Source organism: Shewanella sp. SNU WT4, assembly GCF_006494715.1.
Classification (GTDB): domain Bacteria; phylum Pseudomonadota; class Gammaproteobacteria; order Enterobacterales; family Shewanellaceae; genus Shewanella.
In genome coordinates this window covers 558370-584680 of sequence record NZ_CP041151.1, presented here as the reverse complement: position 1 = coordinate 584680, position 26311 = coordinate 558370, and the positions used below count along the sequence as shown (strand labels likewise).

Annotated in this window: 21 protein-coding genes and 1 pseudogene; 18 read left to right on the top strand and 4 right to left on the bottom strand. The window is 44.5% G+C overall.

Annotated features, from left to right (window positions below):
- Positions 1–506 precede the first annotated feature (506 nt).
- A complete protein-coding gene (gene potE / locus FJQ87_RS02655) occupies positions 507–1841 on the top strand; it encodes a putrescine-ornithine antiporter (protein WP_140930372.1) in 1335 nt (444 codons plus the stop codon).
- Between the two features lie 66 nt (positions 1842–1907).
- Here potE (FJQ87_RS02655) and adiA read toward each other — a convergent pair whose 3' ends face one another.
- Complete coding sequence (gene adiA, locus FJQ87_RS02650; RefSeq protein ID WP_140930371.1) at positions 1908–4202, bottom strand: arginine decarboxylase; 2295 nt, start codon at positions 4200–4202, stop codon at positions 1908–1910.
- A gap of 505 nt (positions 4203–4707) precedes the next feature.
- On the opposite strand from adiA, the gene potE (FJQ87_RS02645) reads away from it, so the two are divergent.
- Positions 4708–6030, top strand: coding sequence for a putrescine-ornithine antiporter (gene potE, locus FJQ87_RS02645; protein WP_140930370.1), 1323 nt, complete (start codon positions 4708–4710; stop codon positions 6028–6030).
- A gap of 74 nt (positions 6031–6104) precedes the next feature.
- Here the strand turns inward: potE (FJQ87_RS02645) and mtr are convergent, their stop codons facing one another.
- Together mtr and plsB are read right to left on the bottom strand one after the other, a co-directional pair.
- A complete protein-coding gene (gene mtr / locus FJQ87_RS02640) occupies positions 6105–7355 on the bottom strand; it encodes a tryptophan permease (protein WP_140930369.1) in 1251 nt (416 codons plus the stop codon).
- Positions 7356–7428: 73 nt separating this feature from the next.
- Positions 7429–9846 (bottom strand): glycerol-3-phosphate 1-O-acyltransferase PlsB, encoded by a 2418-nt coding sequence (plsB, locus tag FJQ87_RS02635; protein ID WP_140930368.1) that lies wholly within the window; start codon positions 9844–9846, stop codon positions 7429–7431.
- Positions 9847–10004: 158 nt separating this feature from the next.
- Here plsB and lexA point away from each other — a divergent pair, with 158 nt between their 5' ends.
- The 6 genes and pseudogenes from lexA to FJQ87_RS02605 all read left to right on the top strand — a co-directional run bounded on the left by lexA (position 10005) and on the right by FJQ87_RS02605 (position 15798).
- Positions 10005–10625: a transcriptional repressor LexA gene (lexA, locus tag FJQ87_RS02630; protein WP_140930367.1), complete on the top strand. Its 621-nt coding sequence runs from the start codon at positions 10005–10007 to the stop codon at positions 10623–10625.
- Positions 10622–11107: a SulA-like leucine-rich domain-containing protein gene (locus FJQ87_RS02625; protein WP_140930366.1), complete on the top strand. Its 486-nt coding sequence runs from the start codon at positions 10622–10624 to the stop codon at positions 11105–11107. The genes lexA and FJQ87_RS02625 overlap by 4 nt, the downstream gene beginning before the upstream one ends.
- Positions 11108–11617: 510 nt before the next feature.
- A pseudogene (gene coxB / locus FJQ87_RS02620) lies at positions 11618–12688 on the top strand (cytochrome c oxidase subunit II); the annotation flags it as partial.
- An 83-nt stretch (positions 12689–12771) separates the two neighbouring features.
- Positions 12772–14376 (top strand): cytochrome c oxidase subunit I, encoded by a 1605-nt coding sequence (gene ctaD, locus FJQ87_RS02615; RefSeq protein ID WP_140933959.1) that lies wholly within the window; start codon positions 12772–12774, stop codon positions 14374–14376.
- Positions 14369–14923: a cytochrome c oxidase assembly protein gene (locus FJQ87_RS02610; protein WP_140930364.1), complete on the top strand. Its 555-nt coding sequence runs from the start codon at positions 14369–14371 to the stop codon at positions 14921–14923. Before ctaD ends, FJQ87_RS02610 begins: the two co-directional genes overlap by 8 nt.
- The gene (locus FJQ87_RS02605) at positions 14920–15798 is read left to right on the top strand and encodes a cytochrome c oxidase subunit 3 (RefSeq protein WP_140930363.1); all 879 of its coding nucleotides are present in this window, start codon (positions 14920–14922) and stop codon (positions 15796–15798) included. Before FJQ87_RS02610 ends, FJQ87_RS02605 begins: the two co-directional genes overlap by 4 nt.
- 6 nt (positions 15799–15804) lie before the next feature.
- Here FJQ87_RS02605 and FJQ87_RS02600 read toward each other — a convergent pair whose 3' ends face one another.
- Entirely contained in the window at positions 15805–16032 is a 228-nt protein-coding gene (locus FJQ87_RS02600; protein WP_140930362.1) for a DUF2909 domain-containing protein, read from the bottom strand.
- On the opposite strand from FJQ87_RS02600, the gene FJQ87_RS02595 reads away from it, so the two are divergent.
- The 10 genes from FJQ87_RS02595 (at position 16031) to FJQ87_RS02550 (ending at position 26289) form a co-directional block, all read left to right on the top strand.
- Positions 16031–16786, top strand: coding sequence for an SURF1 family protein (locus FJQ87_RS02595; RefSeq protein ID WP_168195125.1), 756 nt, complete (start codon positions 16031–16033; stop codon positions 16784–16786). The genes FJQ87_RS02600 and FJQ87_RS02595 overlap by 2 nt on opposite strands.
- The gene (locus FJQ87_RS02590) at positions 16783–17322 is read left to right on the top strand and encodes a hypothetical protein (protein WP_140930360.1); all 540 of its coding nucleotides are present in this window, start codon (positions 16783–16785) and stop codon (positions 17320–17322) included. Before FJQ87_RS02595 ends, FJQ87_RS02590 begins: the two co-directional genes overlap by 4 nt.
- Positions 17322–18305 (top strand): COX15/CtaA family protein, encoded by a 984-nt coding sequence (locus FJQ87_RS02585; protein WP_140930359.1) that lies wholly within the window; start codon positions 17322–17324, stop codon positions 18303–18305. The genes FJQ87_RS02590 and FJQ87_RS02585 overlap by 1 nt, the downstream gene beginning before the upstream one ends.
- 10 nt (positions 18306–18315) lie before the next feature.
- Entirely contained in the window at positions 18316–19221 is a 906-nt protein-coding gene (cyoE, locus tag FJQ87_RS02580) for a heme o synthase (protein WP_140930358.1), read from the top strand.
- Between the two features lie 8 nt (positions 19222–19229).
- Complete coding sequence (locus FJQ87_RS02575; protein WP_140930357.1) at positions 19230–19859, top strand: SCO family protein; 630 nt, start codon at positions 19230–19232, stop codon at positions 19857–19859.
- Between the two features lie 120 nt (positions 19860–19979).
- On the top strand, positions 19980–20261 hold the full coding sequence (locus tag FJQ87_RS02570; RefSeq protein WP_168195124.1) for an STAS domain-containing protein: 282 nt from the start codon (positions 19980–19982) through the stop codon (positions 20259–20261).
- 11 nt (positions 20262–20272) lie between these two features.
- A complete protein-coding gene (locus FJQ87_RS02565) occupies positions 20273–20635 on the top strand; it encodes a response regulator (protein WP_140930355.1) in 363 nt (120 codons plus the stop codon).
- A 14-nt stretch (positions 20636–20649) separates the two neighbouring features.
- Entirely contained in the window at positions 20650–22692 is a 2043-nt protein-coding gene (locus FJQ87_RS02560; RefSeq protein ID WP_140930354.1) for a chemotaxis protein CheA, read from the top strand.
- 12 nt (positions 22693–22704) lie between these two features.
- On the top strand, positions 22705–23268 hold the full coding sequence (locus tag FJQ87_RS02555) for a chemotaxis protein CheW (RefSeq protein ID WP_140930353.1): 564 nt from the start codon (positions 22705–22707) through the stop codon (positions 23266–23268).
- A 21-nt stretch (positions 23269–23289) separates the two neighbouring features.
- Positions 23290–26289, top strand: a complete 3000-nt coding sequence (locus FJQ87_RS02550; RefSeq protein ID WP_168195123.1) for a methyl-accepting chemotaxis protein — start codon at positions 23290–23292, stop codon at positions 26287–26289.
- Positions 26290–26311 lie beyond the last annotated feature (22 nt).

The following is a 26311-nucleotide window of genomic DNA, read 5'->3' as shown; positions in this document are numbered from 1 at the left end:
TGAAAATATGGAATTAAAAAGCAAACTAAATAATAAAAGTATTGAATTGACTACTTAATCACTTATGATAAATAACCAGTCGATTAACACCTCGTAAGATGGTTCTAATCTAGGCCAAAAGAATATTAAAAACAAATATTTTAATATTCTTAAATATCATAAACTTGCAATCACACGCAGAAATAAAAGCATTAATTTTCAACCAGTTATTTAAACGTGTCCATTTAATTAACTCGCCTTAACTCATTCTATTAATATCTATTTCAAACGTAGATGTTATTTCGCCATTTCCATGAAATTAACTTCAATTAATAACAATAGTTTTTTATTGCTGCCAAGTTAGATTTAACGTCAAATAAAGATAGATTTCAGCAACACCTTAGCATCAATCCTATTCAAAAAAGTAAAGCGCCCATATATCAGAATTAACCTGCTGTACTTTGCACCAATATTCAGTTTGAAATTTATTTTGGTTTTTTAATTTAATATGACTTGGGAGAAACGTCATGGCGTCAGAGTCAAATAAAATGGGCTTAATAGGCCTGACCACCATAGTAACGGTAAATATGATGGGGTCAGGGATTATTATGTTACCCGCCAGCTTGGCACAAACCGGGGGGATTTCACTGCTCTCTTGGCTAGTGACTGCAGTTGGGGCTATGTGTATTGCTTATGCCTTCGCAAAATGCGGCATGTACTGCAATAAAGATGGCGGTATGTCGGCCTACTCAGCCGAGGCCCATGGTAAATCATCATTCTTTATTGCTTCATACACTTATTATGTCTGTTTAGTTATCAGTGCTGTGGCTATCGCGGTTTCTGCGGTTGGGTATTTAGAACCTTTCATTCCTTGGTTAAAATCTGGCCCCATCCATACTTTTGTTGGCGTGGTATCTATCTTGATAGTGACTATGTTTGCCAACTTTAAAGGACCTAAGATCACTGGTCGTATTTCAACTTTCACTGTCTGGGGTATTATTCTTCCCGTCGTAGGTTTATCTATTTTCGGTTGGTTCTGGTTTGATAACAGCATATTTTCTGCCGCATGGAACCCACATCATTTAGGTACGGGTGATGCTATTTCATCAGGTATTGCACTAACTCTGTGGGCTTTCTTAGGCATAGAATCCGCTGGCGCTAACTCTGGCGCAGTCGAGAATCCAAAACGTAACGTACCTTTAGCGTGCTTATTAGCGACCAGCTTTACTGCCGTAGTTTATATTGCCTCAACCTCAGTGATTCAAGGGATTGTACCTAACGAAGTGTTAGCGACATCTAACGCGCCATTTGGTCTAGTGTATTCATACATGTTCAACGATACCGTCGGCCAAATAGTCACAGGTCTTGCGGTAATTGCTTGTATAGGTTCATTATTGGGCTGGCAGTTTACTAATGCCCAAGTATCTAAAGCAGCGGCCGATATTCGTTTATTCCCTAAAGTCTTTGCTGATGTCACTAAAGATAACGCGCCAATCAAGGGTATGCTAATTATGCTGCTACTTGAACTTGGCTTAGCGGTAATGACTATTTCACCAAGCTTAGTTAAACAATTTAATGTGCTACTTAATTTGGCTGTATTTATTAATATGGTGCCTTATATCTTATCTCTGACAGCACTTGAAATTATTCTGCGTGAAAATAAAGTCAATCGTAGTGAATATTTTAACGCTGCTATTATCGGCACCATTGCAGTAGTTTATAGTTTATACGGCGTATATGCCTGCGGTGAAGACGCAGTATTCTACGGTACCTTAGTAACTCTGTTTGGTTATATTTTCTACGGCTTTATCGCCGCTCGAGATAAAAATACGGCACTTAACGATAATACCAGCATCAACTAGCTATATTTTTACTCAAATTTACATCATAAAAAACCCGCAAATGCGGGTTTTTTATAAAAGCAATACTTAGACTTTTTTAACACACATCACGTAGTACACCCCATGTTCATTTTCGGTGCCTTCGGTTTCATGCTCAAAGCCAGGGAACTCTTTATCCCAAACTTCTAAGCTTTTCAAATAGCCAATTTGTGGACTCGAATCATCACCAAAACTTTCACCCGACATCAACATAGGGATCCCTGGTGGATAAGGGATAACCGCGTTAGCGGCAACGCGGCCTTTGAGTTGATGGGATGGCACCATCTCAACATTATCTTCAACTATGGCTTGGAACGCCGCCCTTGGAGTAATCACAGCTTCTGGCAGAATAGAATAGGCCGCATTAAGTTTTTCTGACGGATTATGCTTACGTAAGTAGTTAAACATCTTATCCCCCAGATCTTTCATGCCTAAGTCGCCATAGACTTCAGGATGCGCCTTAGCTAAATCCGGTAGTACTTGCACTAAAGGCGCGTTGGCATCGTAATGCTTTTTAAACGCCAACAAGGTATTTACTAATGTCGCCCATTTGCCTTTGGTAATACCCATAGAGAACAAGAACATGACTTGGAAGTCGGTCGTACGGGTTGGCACTATACCAAAGCGCCCTAAGTACAAGGTGACTAAAGCTGCAGGTACGCCACTAGCTAATAAATTGCCATCATCGCCCATGCCAGGCGCTAAGATGGACACTTTAATCGGGTCGAGCATACACCAATCGGCAGGCATATCTTTAAAGCCATGCCAGGTATCCCCAGGATGCATAATCCAGCAGTCTTGATTAGTCGCAAGTAATTCAACCGGCGCCTCTTCAAAGGCATAACTCTTACCAGTAGCGGGATCTGTGACTACTTCGGCGTTCCACGGTTTGAAGAACCAATCGCCATCAGCATTGCATTCCTTGTTTAACCGCCCCATGGCTTGACGGAAATCAATGGCCTCTTTAATCACTTCATTGGTGAGGGATAAACCGCGATTACCATCCATTTGTGAAACCGCAATATCATTTGACGCACTGATAGCATACAGAGGCGATGTGGTGGCATGCATCATATAAGCCTGATTGAAACGGTTGTAATCAATGGCATCTTTACCGTGTCTTACATGTAACCACGAGGCTTGTGATAACGCATTTAACAGCTTATGGGTTGAGTGTGTCGCAAATACTGTTGGACCGTCATAATCTGCTTGCGGTTCACCCCGCATAGCAAAGTGATCTTCATAAATAGGATTAAAACGCGCATAACCATACCAAGCTTCATCAAAGTGAATACGGTTGGAGCTTTCAGCCAGAATATCCTGAGCCCGCTTGGCGTTATAACAAAGGCCGTCATAGGTACAGTTGGTAAGCACGGCATAAGCAGCTGAATCCCCCGCCTTATGCTGGGATAATTTACTGCCCTTAGCGTTGGCGATTAATGCCGCTTTAGACATTTGATCGGGATAAATTGGACCAATAATACCGTAGCGGTTACGAGTTGGAACCATGTACACAGGTAAGGCACCTGAGAGCATTAAGCCTTGTTCAATCGATTTATGGCAGTTACGGTCACAAATGGCCAATGCATTCTCACGCATACAAATTTGCATAATGGTGCGGTTAGCGCCCGAGGTGCCAGTTACCAAAGAGTAAGAATTATCTGCGCCAAAAACTTTAGCTGCATACTTTTCACTCTCACCAAAATAACCCGTGTGATCCAGTAAAGATCCTAGCGATCCGCGTTCGATCCCCATGTCCGTTCTGAACAGGCCTTCGCCGTAATAGCTATAGAATCTTTGCCCTGCTGGGGTCTTAGTAAAACCGACCCCGCCTTGATGACCAGGAGCCGCCCAAGAATATTCGTGGATATCATCATATTTCATCAACGCAGACATTAATGGTGGCAGTAATTGTTCGCGATAACGCTGCATAGCCGCAACAGCGCGGCCTGCGATAAAATCGGGTTTATCTTCTAAAATCCAAGCAAATTCATCGACTTTTGACATCAGCTCACGATTGACGGATAAAGTAATTTTTTTGCGTTCGGCTAATAAAAAGACCGGAACACCTTCTTGGCGACGATTAAGTTTATCAATGATCACATAAAACTTTTCATTCTCATCCGCTTGCGATCCACTCATAGCGGATGTCAGCATTAGACAATCTATGGCGGTATTGGCATTTAATATGGAATAGCAATCGTCAAAAGAGGTAGCAACTATTACATTGGCAGAATTATTTTTTAGCTCTTCAATTAACCGCCCAATTGCATTACCAACCACGCCTTCTTTCGGCGCTTCTTCAAGAATCAAGCAAGTCAGTTTTTTCCCATATGTACTCATTAATATTGCTCCACCTAGTTAGACATGTGTATGCCACTTCACCTTAGATTTAGCGCAATGACAGCAACACTCAGCATTGAGCTATATTTCTGGCGAGTTTGTTAAAATCAGTCTTTTAATTTAGATGACAATCATGAACTTCGCCAAAAACGGCCCAAGGATTTTTAAGTGTTATCGCCTCGACTATTGACAAGCCCACATTTATTAAACGTTCAATACAAGGATTTAGCTCATAAGTCATTAGCAATAAACATAAAAATTATCGCCAATTTTAATTTAATTTATGCTCACCATATTTTTGGCAAACCTCCAGCGCCTAACCTAGACTTTCCTGTAACAAATAAATCCGAAAAAAGATCAACAACCATGGTTATAGATTGCCCGCTCATTAACCCACTGACTTATTTGCAAAACCGATAAACCCAGTCGCTAAGGCACTTGCCAACATGTCACTGAGTTTGTCTTATCAACTTTGAAAGAACTAAATGTATCTGGGAGTTCAAATATGGCGTCCGAGTCAAATAAGATGGGACTAATAGGTCTCACTACCATAGTGACCGTCAATATGATGGGATCTGGTATTATTTTACTACCCTCAAGCCTAGCCCAAACAGGAGCCATATCTCTGTTGGCTTGGCTCGTTACAACAGTCGGTGCCATGTGTATTGCTTACTCTTTTGCTAAGTGCGGCATGTACTGTAATAAAGATGGTGGTATGTCTGCCTATTCCGCCGAAGCCCATGGTAAATCATCATTTTTTATTGCTTCATATACCTATTATGTCTGCCTAGTCATTAGCGCAGTAGCCATTGCAGTATCTGCGGTAGGTTATCTTGAAGCCTTTATTCCTTGGCTTAAACAAACCCCAGTGCACACCTTTATTGGTGTGGTCGTTATTTTAATAGCGACTATGTTTGCTAACTTTAAAGGCCCTAAACTTACCGGTCAGATTTCAACCTTCACAGTATGGGGCATTATTATCCCCGTAGTTGGTTTATCGGTAATAGGTTGGTTTTGGTTTAGTCCAAAGATGTTTAGCGAAGCTTGGAATCCACACAACGTCAGCACCCTAGGGGCAATTTCATCCGGTATAGCCTTAACTCTATGGGCATTCCTAGGCATTGAATCTGCTGGCGCTAACTCTGGTGCCGTAGAAAACCCACAAAGAAACGTTCCTTTAGCCGTGATGTTAGCGACCAGCTTTACTGCCGTGGTTTATATCGCCTCCACTGCAGTTATCCAAGGCATTATCCCTAATGCAGAATTAGCCAACTCGAATGCTCCGTTCGGCTTAGTCTATGCTCACATGTTTAATCCTATCGTTGGTCAAGTCATTACCGCATTAGCAGTAATTGCTTGTATCGGTTCTTTACTCGGTTGGCAATTTACCAATGCCCAGGTATCTCGCGCTGCGGCAGATATTCGTCTGTTCCCTAAAATATTTGGTGAAGTCACTAAAGATAATGCGCCAGTTAAAGGCATGCTGATCATGCTTGCCCTTGAGTTAGCCTTAGCCGTCATGACCATTTCACCCAATCTGGTTAAACAGTTTAACGTCTTGGTGAATCTAGCCGTATTTATCAATATGGTGCCTTACATTCTTTCAATGACAGGGCTCGAAGTTATCTTACGCAATAGTAAAGTGAGCCCTAGTGAATATCGCACTGGCGCTATCGTAGGTACCTTGGCAGTGCTTTACAGTATTTATGGTGTGTATGCTTGCGGACAAGAAGCGGTGTTTTATGGGGTGATAGTGACCTTCATCGGCTATATCTTTTACGGCTTTATTGCTGGACGAGATGCCCATGAAAATATCATGCGCTCTTAGTTAGCCTAAAACCAAAAAAGCCCCAAATCCTTGGGGCTTTTTATTGGTTACTGGTTATTGGTGTAATACAGAAATTAACTACCGTATTGCGGCAACCAAGCCGCCATCACTAATAAATGGCAACAAGCGGTTAATACGCCAAAGCCTATCACAATAAAAATAGTGACATTGCCACCAGCAACTTTAAACCCCTGATAGTCAGGATACAGCTTACGAACTTGGTAGGCCATTAACGCTGGAACTATTACCGCCCAAATACAAGCAGCTAAAGCCGCAAAGCCAATTGCCACTAAAAAGCCGTTAGGGAACAGCAAACCCAGCAAGGTCGGTGGAATAAAAGTCACGCAGGCGGTTTTGGTGCGACCAGAGTAACTATCATCAAAATTAAACAAATCAGCCAAATAATCAAACAAACCTAAGGTAACCCCTAAGAAGGATGATGCCACAGCTAGATTAGCAAACAAGGTCAACATACTGGTTAACCATTCGCTATTCATCACTTTATCTAAGGCAGCCACTAATACGCCGATATTTCCGCCTTCCTTGATAATACTAATAAATTCAATTCGACCTATATTACCCATGGTAGCCACTAACCAACACAGGTAGATAACCAAGGCAAGGAAGGTACCTAAGAATATGGTTTTAATGATTATTTTATGATTATTACCATAATACTTTACCAAGCTTGGTACATTACCGTGATAGCCAAAGCTCGCTAAACCAAAGGGCAGTGCGGCCCACAAATAAGGAGCAAAGCTAGCTTCACCTTGTGGATCAAATAAGCGGCTAGGCTCAACTTCAATCAGTAAATTACCTGCGGCTAAGAAAAAGGTAATCACCATACCACCTAACATAATGGTGGTAATACGATCGACCGCCTTAGTACTAATAAGCACTATACCCGCTAATATCGCCACAAATACTAGTCCCGCAACGGGTTGAGGTAGGTTAATCCCCATGCTTTGCAAGCTATGATTAACTATCGATCCACCGCCACTGATATAAGCATAAGTTAAGATATAAAGCACAAAGGCAATCGATAGCCCAGTCACTATCCGCCAGAACTGCCCTAAGGTATCGCGCGTTAAGGTATCAAAGCTAACACCAGGCTTAAAATGCAGATTGGTTTCTAATAATAAGAGTCCTGAAAGCAGCATGATCAGCCAAATGGCAATTAACATCACTACGCTATAGCTAAACCACATGCCGGCGCTGACTACGGGCAATGAGAACATCCCAGCCCCAACTGTGGTCCCCGCAATAATCATGGCGCCCCCCAGTAACGATTGTCCTGCTGGCTCGGCATTCATATGATTAGCCATGTACTTCTCCAAAAAATGAGCGTAAATACGCATAAAAAAGCCTGCTCAAGCAGGCTAGTATATTGGTAAATTCTTAGTGGGCCTTAGCCACACTCTGAATGATGGTTTGACGAATATTGGCCCGCAGCAATCCGTTGGCGTAATCACGAATTCGAATAATCTCAGCACTATGCGCTGATTCACTCAAATAGCCTAAATCCTTTAACTTTAAGCTTAAACAACCATACAATTTCTTATCGTAAAACTCAGGCGCAGTAATACCATGGATATGACCTAAATGCTGCGCTAATTGATGACCTTCATTTTCAAGCGCAGCGCGCTCAATATGAGGCTTAGCCACTAATAAATTGAATAACATGGCATACCGCTGCATAGACTCATCTACCACGGCGGCTAACAAGAGCAACTGATCAATCTTACTGGCATTAATTTCTATTACTTGATCTTCTATCACTAAGCCTTCTTGGATAAATAAATCCAGCACGCTATCGATATAGCCATCCAGATCAGCAATATCCATAAACAATTCAGCTTGTAATAACGGATAGAAACCATGACACATCTGCTTAATCTTGTTTCGATCGACCACTTCATGCTGAGTCAAAATACAAGCAATCAATGATGGCAAAATTAGCAAATGTAAGATGTTATTACGGTAATAAGACATGGCCAGCAACTGCGAGGCTTCAATCGAGATAATCGAGCCTAAAGCATCTTGCTCAGACACTAACTTTTTCAACTCTAACCCTTGTTCGACCAGAGACTCACCATTGCCTTCAACCACTGAGGCATAACTGGTATATGGAACTTCTTTTAACAGATGCAAGTACAAGTCTAATTGACGGCACAGCTGGCTGCGCTCGAGCGCATTTTGCTCAGACGCCAATAACACCATGCTAGTTAAAGTCACTGAGCTCACTGCGGCGGCATCGTTAATATGAGTCATCACCTTATTAGCTAAGCCATTGACCACAGGGGTTAACCAGCTTGGCTTAGCCTGCGGATTAGTGCTCATTTGCTCACGCCAATCAGCTACATGCTCATTCAGGTAGCTTTGAATGGTAATAGGCTCGCCAAAATTCACATAACCTTGACCAAAATTACCTAATTTACGGATGGCACCAAATACTTGCCATAGCGACTCTTTTTGTTTCTTCTTGCCACTTAACTCTTTGTGATAGGTCGCGACTTCCATCACATGGTCATAGCCTAAATACACAGGCACTAAAGTGATAGGACGTTCAATGCCGCGCAGCACTGAGTTTAACGTCATGGCTAACATGCCGGTTTTAGGGGTTAACAAGCGCCCAGTACGCGAGCGACCACCTTCAGTAAAGTATTCAACTGAATAGCCTTTAGTGAACAGTTGGTCTAAATATTCACGAAATACTGCGGTATATAATTTGTTGCCGTTAAAACTGCGACGAATAAAGAAGGCGCCGCCACGTCTAAACAAAGGGCCCGCCGGCCAGAAATTAAGATTGATACCCGCAGCAATATGCGGTGGCACCATACCTTGGAAATATAAAATGTAAGACAGCAGCAAATAGTCCATGTGACTGCGATGACACGGCACATACACGATTTCATGGCCATCATGATGCAGTTGGCGCACATGTTCCGCGCCCTTAATATTGATGCCCTTGTAAAGCTTATTCCAAAGCCATGTCAGCATGCGCTCGGCAATTCTTACCAAGCTATCAGAATAATCTGCCGCGATTTCATCAATATATTCAACAGCCTTAGCCTTAGCTTCGGCATGAGTAATTTTTTTGGATTGAACTTCCTCATCAATCGCCTTCTGCACTGCTTCGGAATTAATGAGGGCATGAAATAAATTCTGACGACTTGGCAGCGACGGCCCTGTCATCACTTTGCGCTGACGGCTAAAGTGAACCCTGGCAACCCGCGCAAGTTTATGGGCGATCTGCTGATCCGTGCCATGCTCGTCAGCCATATAACGCAGCGACACAGCATTAGAAAATTGCACAAAATTATGGCGACCTAAGAATAAGATCATAAAAAATTTGCGCAGCCAATTAGGATCTTCGCGCTCTAACACTGCGGCTTTCATAGTGTCATCTTCTTTACCTGGTGTCCGTCCCCAAAACAGACTCACAGGTACAAGTTGAATTTCCAAATCAGGATTAGCTCTGTGCATTTGCAGCAGAGTTTTAAATTCACTTAAGAAGGCATCACTTGATGGCCGATTGCCAATCATAGGTTTAGCGCGATTTAAGCACACAACTCGCGGCAGTGCTTTGCCGTGGCATTCCAACTCATCGTAAGGGCTAGGTAAACCAAACTTAGCGGTGACATCGCTCAAGGCGGCCATATCGCTGAAAGATTCAGTTTTCATTACATAAATGAGCGGTTTTTTAGGATCAAGATTTAGATCGGCAAAGGGATCTGTGGGCACAACGATTGTGTGCACTAGCTTGCGCTGAAACCAGCGCAACACTGTCATTACGAAAGAGTCTTGTTTGGCCATTGTTATTATGCAATTCAGGTCACGTTAATAGTCCTATAGAATACCAGAACAGGCTACTTGATAGCGAATCTCTACTTAAAACAAACCTTGGCGAATACTTGCGCCAGCACAAATACTGTATATACTAACAGTAACTGTATAGAAAGACAGGAACCAACATGAGACCTTTAACACCCCGCCAAGCAGAGATTTTAGAACTGATTAAACGCAATATCAGCGAAACTGGTATGCCGCCAACTCGTGCAGAAATTGCGACTCAGTTAGGGTTTCGCAGTGCCAATGCCGCCGAAGAGCATTTAAAAGCGCTGGCAAAAAAAGGGTGTATTGAAATCATGCCTGGTACTTCTCGCGGTATTCGTCTGCCGCCAGAAGAAGTGGTAGAAATTGAGACTGGTCTGCCACTCATTGGCCAAGTTGCTGCGGGCGAGCCTATTCTTGCCCAGCAACATGTCGAAAGTTATTTTCAGGTTGATGCCACCATGTTCCATCCTGCTGCCGACTTCTTATTAAAAGTTCGCGGCGATAGCATGAAGAACATCGGCATTCTTGAAGGTGATTTGCTAGCCGTGCATAAAATGCAAGAAGCTCGCAATGGCCAAATTGTGGTGGCTCGAGTTGATGATGACGTCACAGTTAAGCGCTTTGAAAAGAAAGGGAAAATAATTTATCTACACCCTGAAAATGATGAATATTCCCCGATAGTTGTTGATCCTAGCTATCAAGAACTGACTATAGAAGGCTTAGCCGTAGGCATTATTCGTAATGGTGGTTGGCTATGACCACCAAAACAGTAAATTCAGCAGGTCACCCCGGATTATGGTGCGCTAATACTCGGCGCGTTCATCAAACCATGATAGAAAGCTTACCAACCCATAGCCAAGGGCGAATTGAGCTTGAAAAAATTGCCCCACAACTGGTACGTCTCAGTCACCAAGGCCAATGGATAGTCTTAATTAATCCGCCCAACATAGGTTATAAAACCATGTTGGCCGCGGCAGGTGTTCGCTTAGATAGAGTCTTACTCGTAAAAGCCAAAGATGAAGTTGAAGCCTTATGGGCGAGTGAAATTGCCCTTACCAATGGTACCTGCAGCGCCGTATTAACTTGGGTTTCTATGTTAGATCAACGCGATCAGCGCCGCATGCAATTAGTTGAACGCAATGCTCGGGCGATTGGTTTTATTTTTGAACATACCAATTTGACAGGTAGTGATGAACTCGCGTTTAAGGCCCCGCAGACCTTACTGCGTGCCATGCATTAGCACCTAAACATAATCTAAAAATCTAAGCTCGAAATTCACTCATTCAAAATCTAGGCTCGCAGCCTAAGCTCAAAATTTAAATGCAAACCAAGTTCAGCCCAACATAGTGCTGCAGATTAAATTCTGCAGGCATGTCTTAGCTATTACTCATCATCAATACCAGCATTCATTTCAGTCAGCAAGCCACGCCCTATACTTTCAATCTTTATTGATTTCTAAATTTATGACTTTTCAGCTATATATCTATGGTATGGAAAATTAAGTTGCTGCTAACTTTAATGAATAATGGATTTATCTGATTAACGATTAGTGTCCAATATCGGGCAGCATCATCAAGAATACCTTGGTGCTAGCCTCAAAACACTTGCTGTCATCGTTTGCTGTTGTGGGAACCGAAGAGCTTACATAGCACCTAGACTTTACTGTGTGACTCTTCTTTGTAATTGCTTAGGCAATTAATTGGGGAGATCTCTCTTGAAACCAATACATTTTCTTTTGGCATGTATACTCATGCCGATTTTTCCAGCCACAAGTATGCCGTTAAATATGACCCAAGGGGTGTCAGCCATTAGCGGCAAGGTCTATGACCTACATATGACCATTCTCTACATTTGCTGCGCCATAGGGCTCATAGTGTTTGGCATCATGCTTTATGCCATCATCTATCACCGCAAATCCAAGGGTGCCAGCCCAGCCCAATTTCATGAAAGCACTAAAGTTGAAATCGCCTGGACGATAATCCCTTTTATCATTCTGATTTTAATGGCTATTCCAGCTACTACCACCTTGATTGCAATGGAAGATACTAGTGATGCCGAACTCACTGTAAAAGTGACTGGCTCACAGTGGAAATGGCATTACCAATATTTTGATCAAGATGTTGGCTTTTACAGCATACTTTCGACCCCAAGAGATCAAATCGATAATTTAGCGCCCAAAGATCAACACTATTTACTCGAAGTTGATAAGCCGCTTGTTATCCCTGCCCACCGTAAAGTGCGGTTTCTGGTGACCTCTGAAGATGTTATTCACTCTTGGTGGGTACCTGCCTTTGCGGTAAAAAAAGATGCCAACCCCGGCTTTATTAATGAAGCTTGGACACGTGCTGACAAGGTAGGTATTTATCGCGGCCAATGCGCAGAATTATGCGGTAAAGATCATGGGTTTATGCCGATTGTGGTGGAAGTCATGGAGCCAGAAGCTTTTGATCAATGGATGATTGCGCAGCAAGCATTAAAAGCCCAAGCATCAGAGCAAGCCAAAGCGCAATTAAGCCAAACCTTAACCATGGCCGAATTGATGACGCAAGGGGAGCAAATTTATGTCAGTCGCTGCGCCGCTTGCCATCAACCCAATGGTGCCGGCTTGCCAGGTGTATTCCCAAGCCTAATTGGCAGCCCCATCATCAAGGGGCCTGCCACAAATCATATCAATATCGTATTGCATGGTAAGGCAGGAACCGCCATGCAAGCCTTTTCCAAACAGCTTAGCGCACAAGAAATTGCCGCAGTGGTTACCTTTGAGCGCAATGCTTGGGGCAATAATTCCGGTGAAGCAATTCAAGCTGCTGACGTTAGCAAACTGAACCAATAAGGGGATATGTGATGACAACTGAAAAACATACACCTATCCGCGAAGAACTGCAGTACGCGGGCGCCGGAGCAATGGACAGTCATGATAATGAACATTCTCATGATCATCACCACGAAGGTCCACCCAAAGGATTAATGCGCTGGGTACTGACCACCAACCACAAGGATATTGGCACCTTGTATTTGTGGTTCAGTTTTATGATGTTTTTAATCGGCGGCGCCATGGCCATGGTGATCCGCGCCGAGTTATTTCAACCCGGTTTACAATTAGTTGAACCTAACTTTTTTAACCAGATGACCACAGTTCACGGACTCATCATGGTGTTTGGCGCTGTGATGCCAGCCTTTACCGGCTTAGCGAACTGGATGATCCCCATGATGATAGGAGCGCCGGATATGGCGCTACCGCGCATGAATAACTGGAGCTTTTGGATTTTACCTTTTGCCTTCTTAATCTTATTAAGTTCACTGTTTATGGAAGGCGGCGGCCCTAATTTCGGCTGGACTTTCTACGCGCCGCTATCAACCACCTATAGCCCAGACTCCACCGCATTATTCGTGTTCTCCATTCATATTATGGGGATAAGCTCCATCATGGGAGCGATTAACGTCATAGTCACCATAGTTAACTTACGCGCCCCAGGTATGACATGGATGAAGCTGCCACTCTTTGTGTGGACTTGGTTAATTACTGCTTTCTTATTGATTGCCGTTATGCCAGTACTGGCAGGGGTTGTCACTATGGTGCTAACCGATAAGTTCTTTGGCACTAGCTTCTTTGATGCCGCGGGCGGCGGCGATCCTGTGATGTTCCAGCATATCTTTTGGTTCTTTGGTCACCCCGAAGTTTACATTATGATTTTGCCATCCTTTGGCATCATTTCCGCCATAGTTCCCACCTTTAGCCGCAAACCCTTATTTGGTTATGCCTCTATGGTTTACGCCACATCCAGTATTGCCATCTTATCCTTCTTAGTGTGGGCGCATCATATGTTCACTACCGGCATGCCCGTCGTTGCCGAGCTGTTCTTTATGTACTGCACTATGCTGATTGCCGTGCCCACAGGGGTAAAAGTGTTTAATTGGGTAGCAACTATGTGGCGCGGCGCATTAAGTTTTGAAGCGCCTATGCTGTTTGCCATCGCCTTTATCATATTATTTACCATTGGTGGATTATCAGGATTAATGCTGGCCATTACCCCAGCGGATTTTCAATACCATGACACCTATTTCGTAGTGGCGCACTTTCACTATGTGCTAGTCACTGGCGCGATATTCTCCATCATGGCCGCCGCTTATTATTGGCTACCCAAATGGACTGGCCGCATGTATAGCGAGCGCTTAGCCCGCTGGCATTTTTGGAGCTCAGTAATTTCAGTTAACGTCTTATTCTTCCCTATGCATTTCTTGGGGCTTGCTGGCATGCCAAGGCGTATTCCCGACTATGCATTGCAATTTGCTGACATTAACCAAATCGTTTCCATCGGCGGCTTTGCTTTTGGCTTATCCCAACTAATTTTCTTAGTGTTAGTGATTAAATGCATTCGTAGTGGAGCGCCCGCCCCCGCCAAACCTTGGGAAGGCGCAGAAGGTTTAGAGTGGACATTACCAAGCCCTGCGCCCTATCACTCCTTTACCACGCCACCAACCATAGAGCCTGTGGTGCGCCATGGATAAGCCACGCAATAACCGCCTGATCATAGGGTTAGTTTCTGGGGCAATTGCCATGTTTGCTTTCGGCTTTGCCTTAGTGCCCTTGTACGATGTGTTGTGTGAACAATTAGGCATTAACGGCAAACCTCGCAATAGCGCGCAAATATATTCAGCAAACACTGACGCCCCAGGGCGCTTAGTAAATGTTGAATTTATCGCGCAAGTTCCAGCGAGTTTGCCTTGGGAGTTTGCCCCAGAAGTGAAACGCATGCAGGTAAGAACCGGTGAGTTAGTCCGCACTCACTTTAATGCTAAAAATTTATCCGGCCAGCATATCGTCGGCCAAGCCATACCTTCGGTTTCTCCAGGTCAAGGAGCCGCATATTTCAATAAAACCGAATGTTTCTGCTTTAACCAACAACCCCTAGAAGGCCATAGCAGTGCCGAACTTGGCTTGGTTTTCTTCGTGGATAAAGACTTACCTAACTCAATCAATACCTTGACGCTAGCTTACACCCTGTTTGATATCACAGATTCCGCCAGCGGTAGCCCTAAAGGAGTGTCGCAATGAGCACGCAGAATTACCAAAAGTACTATGTTCCCACTCAAAGCCCCTGGCCAATTATTGGGGCTATCGGCTTATTTTTAATCGCCATAGGTGCCGGCACGACAGTGCAACAATATGCCAAGGGTGGCAGTGGCGGCGGTTACTTACTACTGAGTGGCGTTGCTGTGATTTTATTTATGTTGGTAGGCTGGTTTAGAAATGTCATTCGAGAATCTATGTCGGGCTTATATTCACCGCAAATGGATAGATCGTTTCGCCAAGGCATGAGTTGGTTTATTTTCTCTGAAGTGATGTTCTTTGCCGCCTTTTTTGGCGCCTTATTTTATGCCCGAAACATTGCCGTCCCTTGGCTTGCTGGCGAGAGCAATAATGCTATGACACATGCCGTGCTGTGGCCCAATTTTGTGGATACTTGGCCACTACTTATCACCCCTGACGGTAAGACCACTCAAGCTATGCCTTGGCATGGCGTCCCGTTAGTCAACACCATCTTGCTACTCACCTCTTCCATTACCTTACATTGGGCTCATATCAATCTTGAGCGCGGTAAGCGCACCGCTTTAAAGCTCTGGTTAGGCTTAACGATTATTCTTGGTTTGTTTTTTATCAGTGGTCAAATCTATGAGTATTACCATGCCTATACCGATTTAAATCTCACTTTAGATGCTGGGATTTATGGCAATACCTTCTTCTTACTCACGGGCTTTCATGGTACCCATGTGTTCTTAGGCTTAGTGTTTTTAAGTGTGCTATTGGCGCGGATTATCAGTGGTCATTTTACCACTAATCGACATTTTGCCTTCCAAGCAGGAAGTTGGTATTGGCACTTTGTCGATGTGGTTTGGCTATGCCTATTCGTGTTTGTTTATATCTTATAAAGGGACTTAGTAAGGTCTGGGATTTGGCGTTATTAAGCCAAAGCCCAGCGCGACTAACAACAATAACACTACTATGGCCGACCATATCAGGCGACGGCCGAGGTAATGACTCATAGATTGAGTCTCCTCGCCTTGCCCGCGGCGCACCATAAGGAACATGGCTCTGCCTAAATTAATAATGATAATAACTAACAGGCAAACTAAAGCTATTTTGAAGGCCAATAGGAGCGTCATGAGCCATTCCTCGCTGCGATATCAGGGTAACGTGTTCTTAGTGCTGATATTTACTGTGGGCATATTTATTCTGCTGGTCAAGTTAGGCCTGTGGCAATTACACAAAGGCTATGACAAACAAGCTTGGCAGCAACAGCAAGACATAAAACACTCTCGCGAGCCTCTTAATTGGGATGAATTAGCACTGAGCGCTGCCGAGTTGCACGGTCATCAAGCTCAGCTTACAACGGCGGATAGCAAGGCGCCGCTAATTGTTTTAGATAATCAAATTTTGCAAGGGCAAGTCGGATATCGCATCTTTCAAGTGCAGCAACAGCCACAGCTTACTCACGCCATATTAATTGAATTAGGCTTTGTGGCCGCAAGCCCTGATCGCAACCACATTCCGCCGTTAACACGCATTAATTCAGCGCCAGCCTTGGTTGGGCGCCTCTATTACAAACAAGCCAATCGCTTAAGTCAGGCGCTGGCCCCCGAAGCCTTATTAGATAGCCATAACAATAAGGTTATTCGCATTCAAAATCTGAATCTTGCCGCCTTAGCTCAATACTTATCTTTACCGTTATTACCTGTGGTGTTGTTACCCACAGAGCTTTCACAACCTCAGTGGCCGCGAGTATGGCAATCACCGCCCATGTCAGTTGCCAAGCATTTTGGCTACGCCTTGCAGTGGTTTTCCATGGCTCTTGTGTTTGCAGGTCTAGTATTAGCCTTAAGCTTTAAGCACTTAAAACAACATAAGGATGAAGCATGACTACAACTAATAATAAACGCACCTTATTGTTAATTTCGCTAGTGTTTGTCATCCCTGTGTTGCTGGCGAAATTATTCTTAAGTTTGCATCTTTACAAAGAAGGCGCCACTAACCAAGGTCAGCTGATTTCACCGAGTCCAAACTTAACTGAACTTAAGATGCTCAATAATTATCAAGGACGTTGGCAGATAGTGTATTTACTGCCAAACGAATGCGATAGCCGTTGTCAGCAGCGACTTTACATCCTCAAGCAGGCGCACACTGCTTTAGGCCCAGATCAAGATAGAGTCCGCCCGCTAGTACTGCTACAGCGCGGCAGCGATCTTAAGGCACTTGAACCTTTTGATTTTGAGTTGGTGGTCGCTAACCCTGAAATATCACAATGGCTCATGGATCAAGCCTTAGTGATTATCGATCCCTTAGGATCCTTAGTGATGAAGTATCCGCTCACTGCCACTATCGAGCTTGAGCTACTCCAAGGTAAGGCCTTGATTGCTGATATGCGCAAAATGCTTAAATTATCGAGGATTGGCTAATGGCATTAACTTGGTTAGTCAGACTCACCTTACTACTGACCTTATTAGTGATCTTTATGGGGGCTTATACTCGCCTTGAAGATGCAGGTCTAGGATGCCCAGATTGGCCGGGCTGCTATGGCAAAATCTTAGTGCCAAGCTCGCCACAAGATATTGCCCATGCAGAACAAGCGTTTCCTGAGCGGCCAGTGGAAACCGCTAAAGCTTGGTTAGAAATGATCCACCGCTATCTGGCAAGTAGTCTAGGTTTACTGATTATTGTTATCGTTATTCAAGCGTTTAGAAATGCCGACTCCCCCAAAAAGCTGCCTTTAGTCATTTTACTCTTAGTGTTATTGCAAGGCGCATTAGGCATGTGGACTGTCACCTTAAAACTCATGCCCATAGTCGTCATGGCGCACCTGCTTGGCGGCTTTAGCTTATTATCCTTATTGTTTTTATTCTATTTACGCTTAACACCACCGCCTAAAAGCTATGCTCACACTAGCGTGAGATGCTTGCGCCCCCTGGCGGTTATTGCCTTAGTTGTATTGATACTGCAAATCAGCTTAGGCGGCTGGACATCATCTAACTATGCCGCCCTCGCCTGCACTGAACTGCCCATTTGTGAAGCCAATTGGTGGAGGAATCTCGCGCCACTTACGGCATTTAATCCGCTGCCTCAAGGCCATACCCAGTTTGAATTTGGGGTGCTGGCTTATCCAGAGCGCATGACCATACATGTATTTCATCGCTTTGGCGCCTTAGTCACGGCTTTGTTGCTCGTGGGTTTATGGTGGCAAGTGCAGCGCAAGGCAAGCCTGCCTAGGCTTAAACGCGCTAGCAGCATAATGCTGTTATTACTTGTGTGCCAAGCCAGCCTTGGCGTAGCCAATGTGTGGCTACAACTACCGCTACTAATTGCTGTGAGCCACAACTTAGTCGCGGCATTTTTACTGTTAAGTGTGATTTATCTTAACTATGCCATCTGGCGTAACCCGTAATGGAGGTTCTATGAGTAAATCCTTATCGGCAAATTTTCACCTAAGAACACGCACCACTATTTGGCGAGATTACTATGAACTCACTAAGCCAAAAGTCGTGGCCTTAATGCTTCTAACCGTACTGGTCGGCATGTGTTTATCTGTGCCAGCCAGTGCGCCACTGCCATGGCAGCCATTAGTATTAGGGTTAATCGGTATAGGGTTAATGTCAGCGGCAGCCGCCACAATTAACCATCTCATTGATTGGCAAATCGATGCCCGCATGGCTCGCACTCATCATCGCCCAGTCGCCACCGGCCGAGTCTCTGTAGAGCACGCGCTGATATTTGCAATAACCCTTGCTATCTCAGGCTTTGGCCTGCTGTACCTGCTTGTAAATCCATTAACCGCTTGGCTAACTTGCGCCAGTTTAGTGGGATACGCCTTTATCTATACCTTATGGTTAAAACGCGCCACGCCGCAAAATATAGTCATAGGCGGCTTAGCGGGCGCCATGCCGCCCTTATTAGGCTGGACGGCCATGACAGGTCAATTCCACGGTTTTGGCTTACTACTTGTCATCATTATTTTTACTTGGACGCCACCGCATTTTTGGGCGTTAGCCATTCATAGGCGCGATGATTATGCCAAGGTCAATATCCCTATGCTGCCGGTGACTCATGGGGTGGAATTTACTAAGACCTGTATCTTGCTTTATACAGTGTTACTCGCCATTGCTTGTCTATTTCCTGTCATTGTGGGTATGTCTGGCGCACTCTATCTAGCGCTATCAACTCCCTTAAGTCTGATGTTTATTTACAAGGCTTGGCAGCTTAAGTTTCATGACCAACCCGGTTTAGCTATGGGGTTATTTCGCTTTTCTATTTATCAATTGATGCTGTTATTTCTCGCATTATTAGCAGACCACTACCTATAGGGCCAAGTATGCGCATACTGATTGGGGTAATTATTGTTGGCTTCATAATGCTCGCGGGCGTCTTGAGTTATCAGGGCTATCAGCAAGCCCTAACGGGGGGGGATGACCCCTTAACCACCAGCTATCAATTTGAAAAGCCGCGGCCCATTATTGACTTTGTATTAACTAATCAAGATGACGCGCCCTTTACGGCTAAGCACTTGCTGGGACAATGGAGTTTGATATTTGTAGGCTATACCTCATGCCCTGATATTTGCCCCACCACTATGGCTAAACTTTCTAGCATGTATGAGCAATTAAATGCCATTGCGCCAGTACAAATCATTTTTTTGTCGGTTGATCCGGCGCGCGACAGCATTCGAAAATTACAAGATTATCGCAATTTTTTTCATCCCAAGATTGTGGCGGTAACAGGTGAGCACGCCAAACTTTATCCACTCACCCAGAGCCTTGGCATGGTGTATGCGATGACAGGCACAGGCGCTGACTATCAAGTCGATCACAGTGCGTCGCTGGTGTTAATTAATCCACAAGGTGAGCGCGTGGCTGTATTTAAGACCATGGCGAATACTCAGGGCCAAGGAGACATGAGCAGCGCGCAAATAATCCATGATTTTAGGTTACTCACCAAGTCATAAAGCTCGCCATGTAGTACGAGTTAACTGCCTAGGTTCAAAAGAAAATTTTGCTCAACTAAGGAATTTGTGTAAATAGCCGACTATCTTTGCATGTACACGGACGTTTTTAAGAATGAATTTATGGATGAACATACAATTAAACTAGGTCACTCGTTGACCATCAGAAATATCAGCGAAAGTTACGCCATGATCACTAAGGCGCTCGACGCTGATCATGTCTTATTCCTTGATGTTAGCGAACTCAAAACCATAGATACCGCAGGAATGCAGATGTTTCATGTGCTTGCTGTCGATTGCGAACGTCACTCAGTTAATCTTAGTTTTTCGCTTGGAACCTCAGAACTCAAAACTCAATGTCTTAACCTGGGTATCGTGCTCCCAGGGCTCGTATTTGCAAGCTAAGGAAGGATCGAATGAAAAAAATACTTGCTGTGGATGATTCTGCTTCAATGCGTCAAATGGTTGGCTTTACGCTGAAGACCGCGGGGTTTGATGTCACAGAGGCCTGCAACGGCGATGAGGCTCTGACCGTGGCTCAACAAGGGCAATATGACTTGGTGATTTCAGACGTCAACATGCCTGTGATGGACGGCATCACCTTAATCCGGAACTTAAGAACGCTACCCGCGTACAAATTTACCCCGCTGTTGATGTTGACCACTGAGTCTGGTGGCGACAAAAAACAAGAAGGGCGGGCAGCAGGTGCAACCGGATGGATAGTCAAGCCATTCAACCCTGATCAGCTATTGGCCACTGTTCGCAAAGTATTAGGTTAATAAGGTTATCGGATATGGAAATCGACCTAAGTCAATTCAGCCAGGTGTTTTTTGAAGAAAGCCTAGAAGGCCTGGCGGCGATGGAAACTGAACTGCTCGCGATTAATATCGACGAGCCAGATGATGAAGCTATCAATACCATCTTTAGGGGCGCCCACTCGATTAAGGGAGGCAGCGCAACCTTTGGATTTAATGGCGTTGCTAACTTCACTCACTTGCTTGAAACCTTACTGGATGAAATTCGCGATAAACGCCGCAAGATGACCGCTGATCATGTTGATATTCTGCTGCACTCAGTGGATGTCTTACGCGCCATGATAGATGCCTTAATGACTGAAAGCGAATATTCAGATCCGCAATTGCAAGAGTTGGAACGTCGGTTAAATGAAGCCTTAGCCATTGCTAACAATAACGTCGTAACAGCAGCACCGGTGATCATTGAGCCAACCTTAGCAGTGAGTAACTTGCAGCGTTGGCAAATTAATTTTATTGCGGGTGAAGACATACTCAAATGCGGCAATGACCCCTTGTTGATGTTTACTGAGCTGAGACAACTGGGCGAACTTGAGGTCGAGTTACTCCCAACAGAAATGCCTAAGCTGTTAGATTTTGAGCCAGAAAATTGCTATTTATGCTGGCGCCTCACCTTAGTCACTGAAGCAAGTCTTAAAAAAATTACCGAAGTATTTGATTGGGTGGCTGATGAGTGCCAAATCGAATACCTAGAGCTGACTGACTCAGTGCCAGAAACCATTGAAAATGACAGCTGCGACGGCTTAATTGAAGAGTTGGTCGAAGTTAGCGAAGCGCCTGAACGCGCGAAACAAATGGCCAGTCCACCAGCGAATAAGGCCAAGGCCGAATCCGGTTCAATTCGCGTCAGCACAGATAAAATAGATACCTTAATTAATATGGTCGGCGAGTTAGTGATTACTCAGGCCATGCTCGGTCAATTAGGCCAGCAAGAGCAAATTTCGAGTGAATCAATGTTGATGCTCAATTTGGGCTTAGAGCAACTGGCATCCCACACCCGCGATCTGCAAGAAAGCGTCATGCAAATCCGGATGATCCCTATCAGCTTTGCTTTTAGTCGCTTCCCACGATTAGTGCGCGATATTAGCCAAAAACAAGGTAAAAAAGTCGAGCTCATACTTAAGGGTGAAGACACTGAACTTGATAAAACCGTGATGGAAAAAATTGTCGACCCTATGGTGCACTTAGTGCGCAATTCACTCGACCACGGCCTTGAACAACCAGATGTGAGACGCGCTAATGGTAAGAGCGAAGTCGGCAATATTACTCTCAATGCCTTCCATCAAGGTGGCAATATCATTATTGAAATCAGTGATGATGGCGCCGGTTTAAACACAGAAAAAATCTTAGCCAAAGCGCGTGAAAAGGGTCTTATTGGCCGCGACGAAGAACCCAGCGACGAAGTCATTCATCAGCTTATCTTTCACCCCGGTTTTTCAACCGCTGATCAAGTCTCCGATCTTTCTGGACGCGGCGTCGGCATGGATGTAGTTAAGCGCAATATTCATAGCTTAAATGGCAGTATAGATTTGAGCTCCAAACGCGGCCATGGCAGTCGTTTTACCATTCGCTTACCTCTGACGCTTGCGATTCTTGATGGCCAATTAATTCGTATTGGCGAGCACATTTATGTGATCCCCTTGATGTCGATTTATGAATCGCTGCAAGTGAAAAACGAGAAAGTAAATCGTCTCAACGAAGAACATGAACTCATTCGCTTACGCGATGACTATGTCCCCATCATCAAGGTCTTTCGTGAGTTTAATCATAAGGCTGATGCTACTGAAGTGGAGAATGGCCTAGTGATGGTCGTCGAGCATAACAATAGCAAGGTCGGGTTATTAGTGGATGAACTCATGGCTCAGCAACAAGTCGTTATTAAGAGCCTTGAAGATAACTATGCCAAGATCCCAGGAATTTCGGGAGCCACTATTTTAGGCAATGGCACAGTGGCCTTAATCATTGACGTCGCCAGCTTAGTTGAACTTGCTGGTATTGGGCATAACAAAGAACATGCGGCATAAGGATAGGCAGTCATGGCTCAAGCAACAGCAATCAATATAGAGCAAAACCAAATACTCACTAGTAAAGAACATGACTATCACCAGTTTTTAAGTTTTGTGATGGCCAATGAAGAATATGGCGTGCCGATTTTAGCGGTGCAAGAAATTCGCGGCTGGGAACCGACCACTAGTATTCCTAATGCCCCGAAGCACGTTAAAGGCGTGATTAATTTACGCGGCACCATAGTCCCTATTATCGATCTGCGAGAGCGGTTTGGGATTGATAGCCTAGCCTATGGTTCAACCACTGTGGTGATAGTGCTTAAAGTTGAGTTAGCTAATCAACAAAAAGTCATAGGCATAGTGGTGGATGCTGTGTCTGATGTATTTACCATTGCGGAAAACGAAATTAGGGTCACTCCGGATTTTGGTAACGCCCAAGATTTACGCTTTATTCGCGGTCTTGCAAGTGTGTCCGAAAAAATGGTGATTCTGCTTGATATCAATATGTTGCTAGGTAAAGACAGTCTTCCTGATGCGGGGACTTTATCAAACATCATCAAAGATCTAGAACTAGACACTCCCGTTGAAGATTAATAGCTAGGCAGAGGATTTAACATGGAAGCGACAAAAGATCATCAAGGAACCGGAGCTGTAAAAAGCACCCAACTGCTGACTATTACCTTAGTGGTGTTAGTCATAAGTTTAATTTGCACAGTCATTAATGCCCCACAAATCGCGGTAATCGCGTTGCAATGTGCAGGCTTAGCTTTGCTCGGTTGGAGTTGGTATCAAGCGACTCAAGAAGAAAGTGTATTACCTAATTTTATTAGCCAACTCTCTTTGCACCTGCAAGGCCAAGGTGCCATGCCCGAGTTAGCCGTGGCAGGATGGCAGCAGTGCAAACAAGCACTCACTAGCCTGCAGACCAATCTTAATAAATATAGCTTTAGTCATCAGGCGTTAGAAAAATGCCAGGGCAGCATTATGCTCGCATCCGCTGACGGCATGATTATGCACGTCAATCCATCGCTACAAACTCTAATGCAACACGCTGAGCAAGATATCAAAAGTGCTATCCCATCGTTTAACAGTCGCCAGTTAACCGGCAGTCATATGGATCAATTCCATAAAAACCCTGCGCATCAACAGCATTTAATTCGTAATCTCAGCTCAGCCCATACTGCCAGATTCAAAGTCGGTGGTCGCACCTTTAACTTAATCGCCAGCCCAGTGTATGACAAAGATAATCAGCAAAAACTCGGGGTAGTGATTGAATGGGACGATATGACAGAACAATTGGCGAAAGAAGCCAAAGAAAACGCCCTTGCCAAAGAAAATAATGCCATCAAGCAAGCCCTTGATGTCTGCCAAGCCAATGTCATGATGGCCGATGAAAACTACCATATCACCTACCTCAATACCTCTTTAACTCAAGTTTTTAGACATAATGAAAACACACTGAGACAAGCTATACCCCAATTCAATGTGGATAAATTGGTTGGCAACAACATTGATATTTTCCATAAGAATCCAGCGCATCAGCGCAGTATGCTCGAGAAATTAACCTCAGTGCATAAAACTCATATTACAGTCAACGGCATAGTCTTTTCGTTAATCGCAACGCCTGTATTTGATGGCGGCAAACGCATAGGCACAGTGGTTGAGTGGGAAGATATTACTGAGCAGTTAAAACTCAAAGATGAGCAAGAGAGTTTGTTCAATGAAAACCTGCGTATCCGCCAAGCGTTAGATAATGTCAGCGCTAATACCATGGTGGCAGATAACGATCTCAACATCATTTATCTCAATAAAGCTGTACAGAAGATGTTTATGGATGTAAACGCTGAACTGAAAAAATCACTGCCCGCATTTGATGCCAATAATTTGCTGGGTGCCAATATCGATAAGTTCCATGTCAATCCGCAGCACCAAAGACATCTTTTAGCTAAGATGACGGACACTTATCGCAGCCGCATTACCGTAGGTGAGCGCACCTTTACCTTTATTGCCAACCCTATAGTGCAACCTGATGGCACTAAAATAGGCACAGTGGTGGAGTGGGACGATATTACTGATCAACTGAAAAAGCAGCAGGAAGAAACCCGCATTGCCAGTGAAAACGCCCGCATACGTCAGGCACTAGATAACGTCAGCGCCAATACCATGCTTGCCGATGCCGAGTGCAACATTATTTATATGAATGGCGCGGTATCTAATATGTTTAATCAGGCGCAAACCGACATACGCACCAGTTTGCCTAACTTTAATGCCAACAAACTGATTGGGCAAAATATTGATGTCTTCCATAAAAATCCCAGCCATCAACGCAACATCTTAAACAAGATCAACAGCACTTATACCAGCCAACTAGTGGTTGGTGGTCGCACCTTCCGCATCATTGCTAACCCTATTACAGACGCCAGTGGTAACCGTTTAGGCACAGTAGTGGAGTGGGCAGATCGCACTGCCGAAGTCGCCATTGAGCATGAAGTCGATGCGCTCATTCAAGCGGCTAATGCTGGTGATTTAAGTCCAAGATTAACAACAGCGGGTAAAGAAGGCTTCTATCTCAACCTTTCAAATGGCTTAAATAAGCTGGTCACTATTGCCGATGAAGTGATTTCCGATGTTGTTAATGTGTTCGATGGCATGGCAAAAGGCGATTTAACCCGTGAAATCCAAGGGGAATACCAAGGTCAATTTGGCAAATTAAAAGCCGATGCTAACACCACCATTCAGCGCCTAACCGAAGTGCTTTCTGGCATTCAAGAATCAGCGACCACAGTGACAGCTGGCGCCGAAGAAATTGCCAAAGGCAACGCTGATCTTAGTCAGCGCACCGAAGAGCAAGCAGCATCGCTTGAAGAAACGGCCTCAAGCATGGAAGAAATGACCACTACTGTGCAGCAAAGCGCTGAAAACGCAGTGCAAGCCGATAAGCTCGCCAAAGAAGCCAACACTAAGGCGATCCAAGGCGGCGAAGTCGTGACGCAAGCCATTAGCGCAATGGAAGCTATCGATCAATCGAGCAAACGTATCGTCGACATTATTAGCGTGATTGATGAAATTGCCTTCCAAACTAACTTGTTAGCCCTCAATGCGGCGGTTGAAGCCGCTAGAGCCGGTGAGCAAGGCCGCGGCTTTGCTGTGGTCGCCGGTGAAGTGCGCAATCTGGCGCAGCGTAGTGCGGGCGCCGCCAAAGAAATTAAAGAGCTTATTCGCGATAGCGTTGGCAAGGTGAGAGACGGTACTGCCTTAGTCAACCAATCGGGTATTACCTTGCAAGAGATAGTCGATTCGGTATCAAAAGTTGCCATGATGATTAATCAAATTAGCGTGGCCGCCGATCAGCAATCCATAGGTATTCAAGAGGTGAATAAGGCTGTGTCACAAATGGATGATATGACCCAGCAAAACGCGTCTTTGGTTGAGCAAGTATCTGCCGCAGGCGATGCCATGACAGAGCAAGCGCGTAGCATGCGCCGTCAGTTGGGTTTCTTCACTATGGGTAAAGGGGCGATGAACAACTCACCTAACATCAAAACTAAGACGGCCAGTTTCGCTAAAGTCTCTGGCCTTGAAACTCACCACGATGACGACTGGAATGAGTTCTAACCTTAGATGGGAATCGGTCATT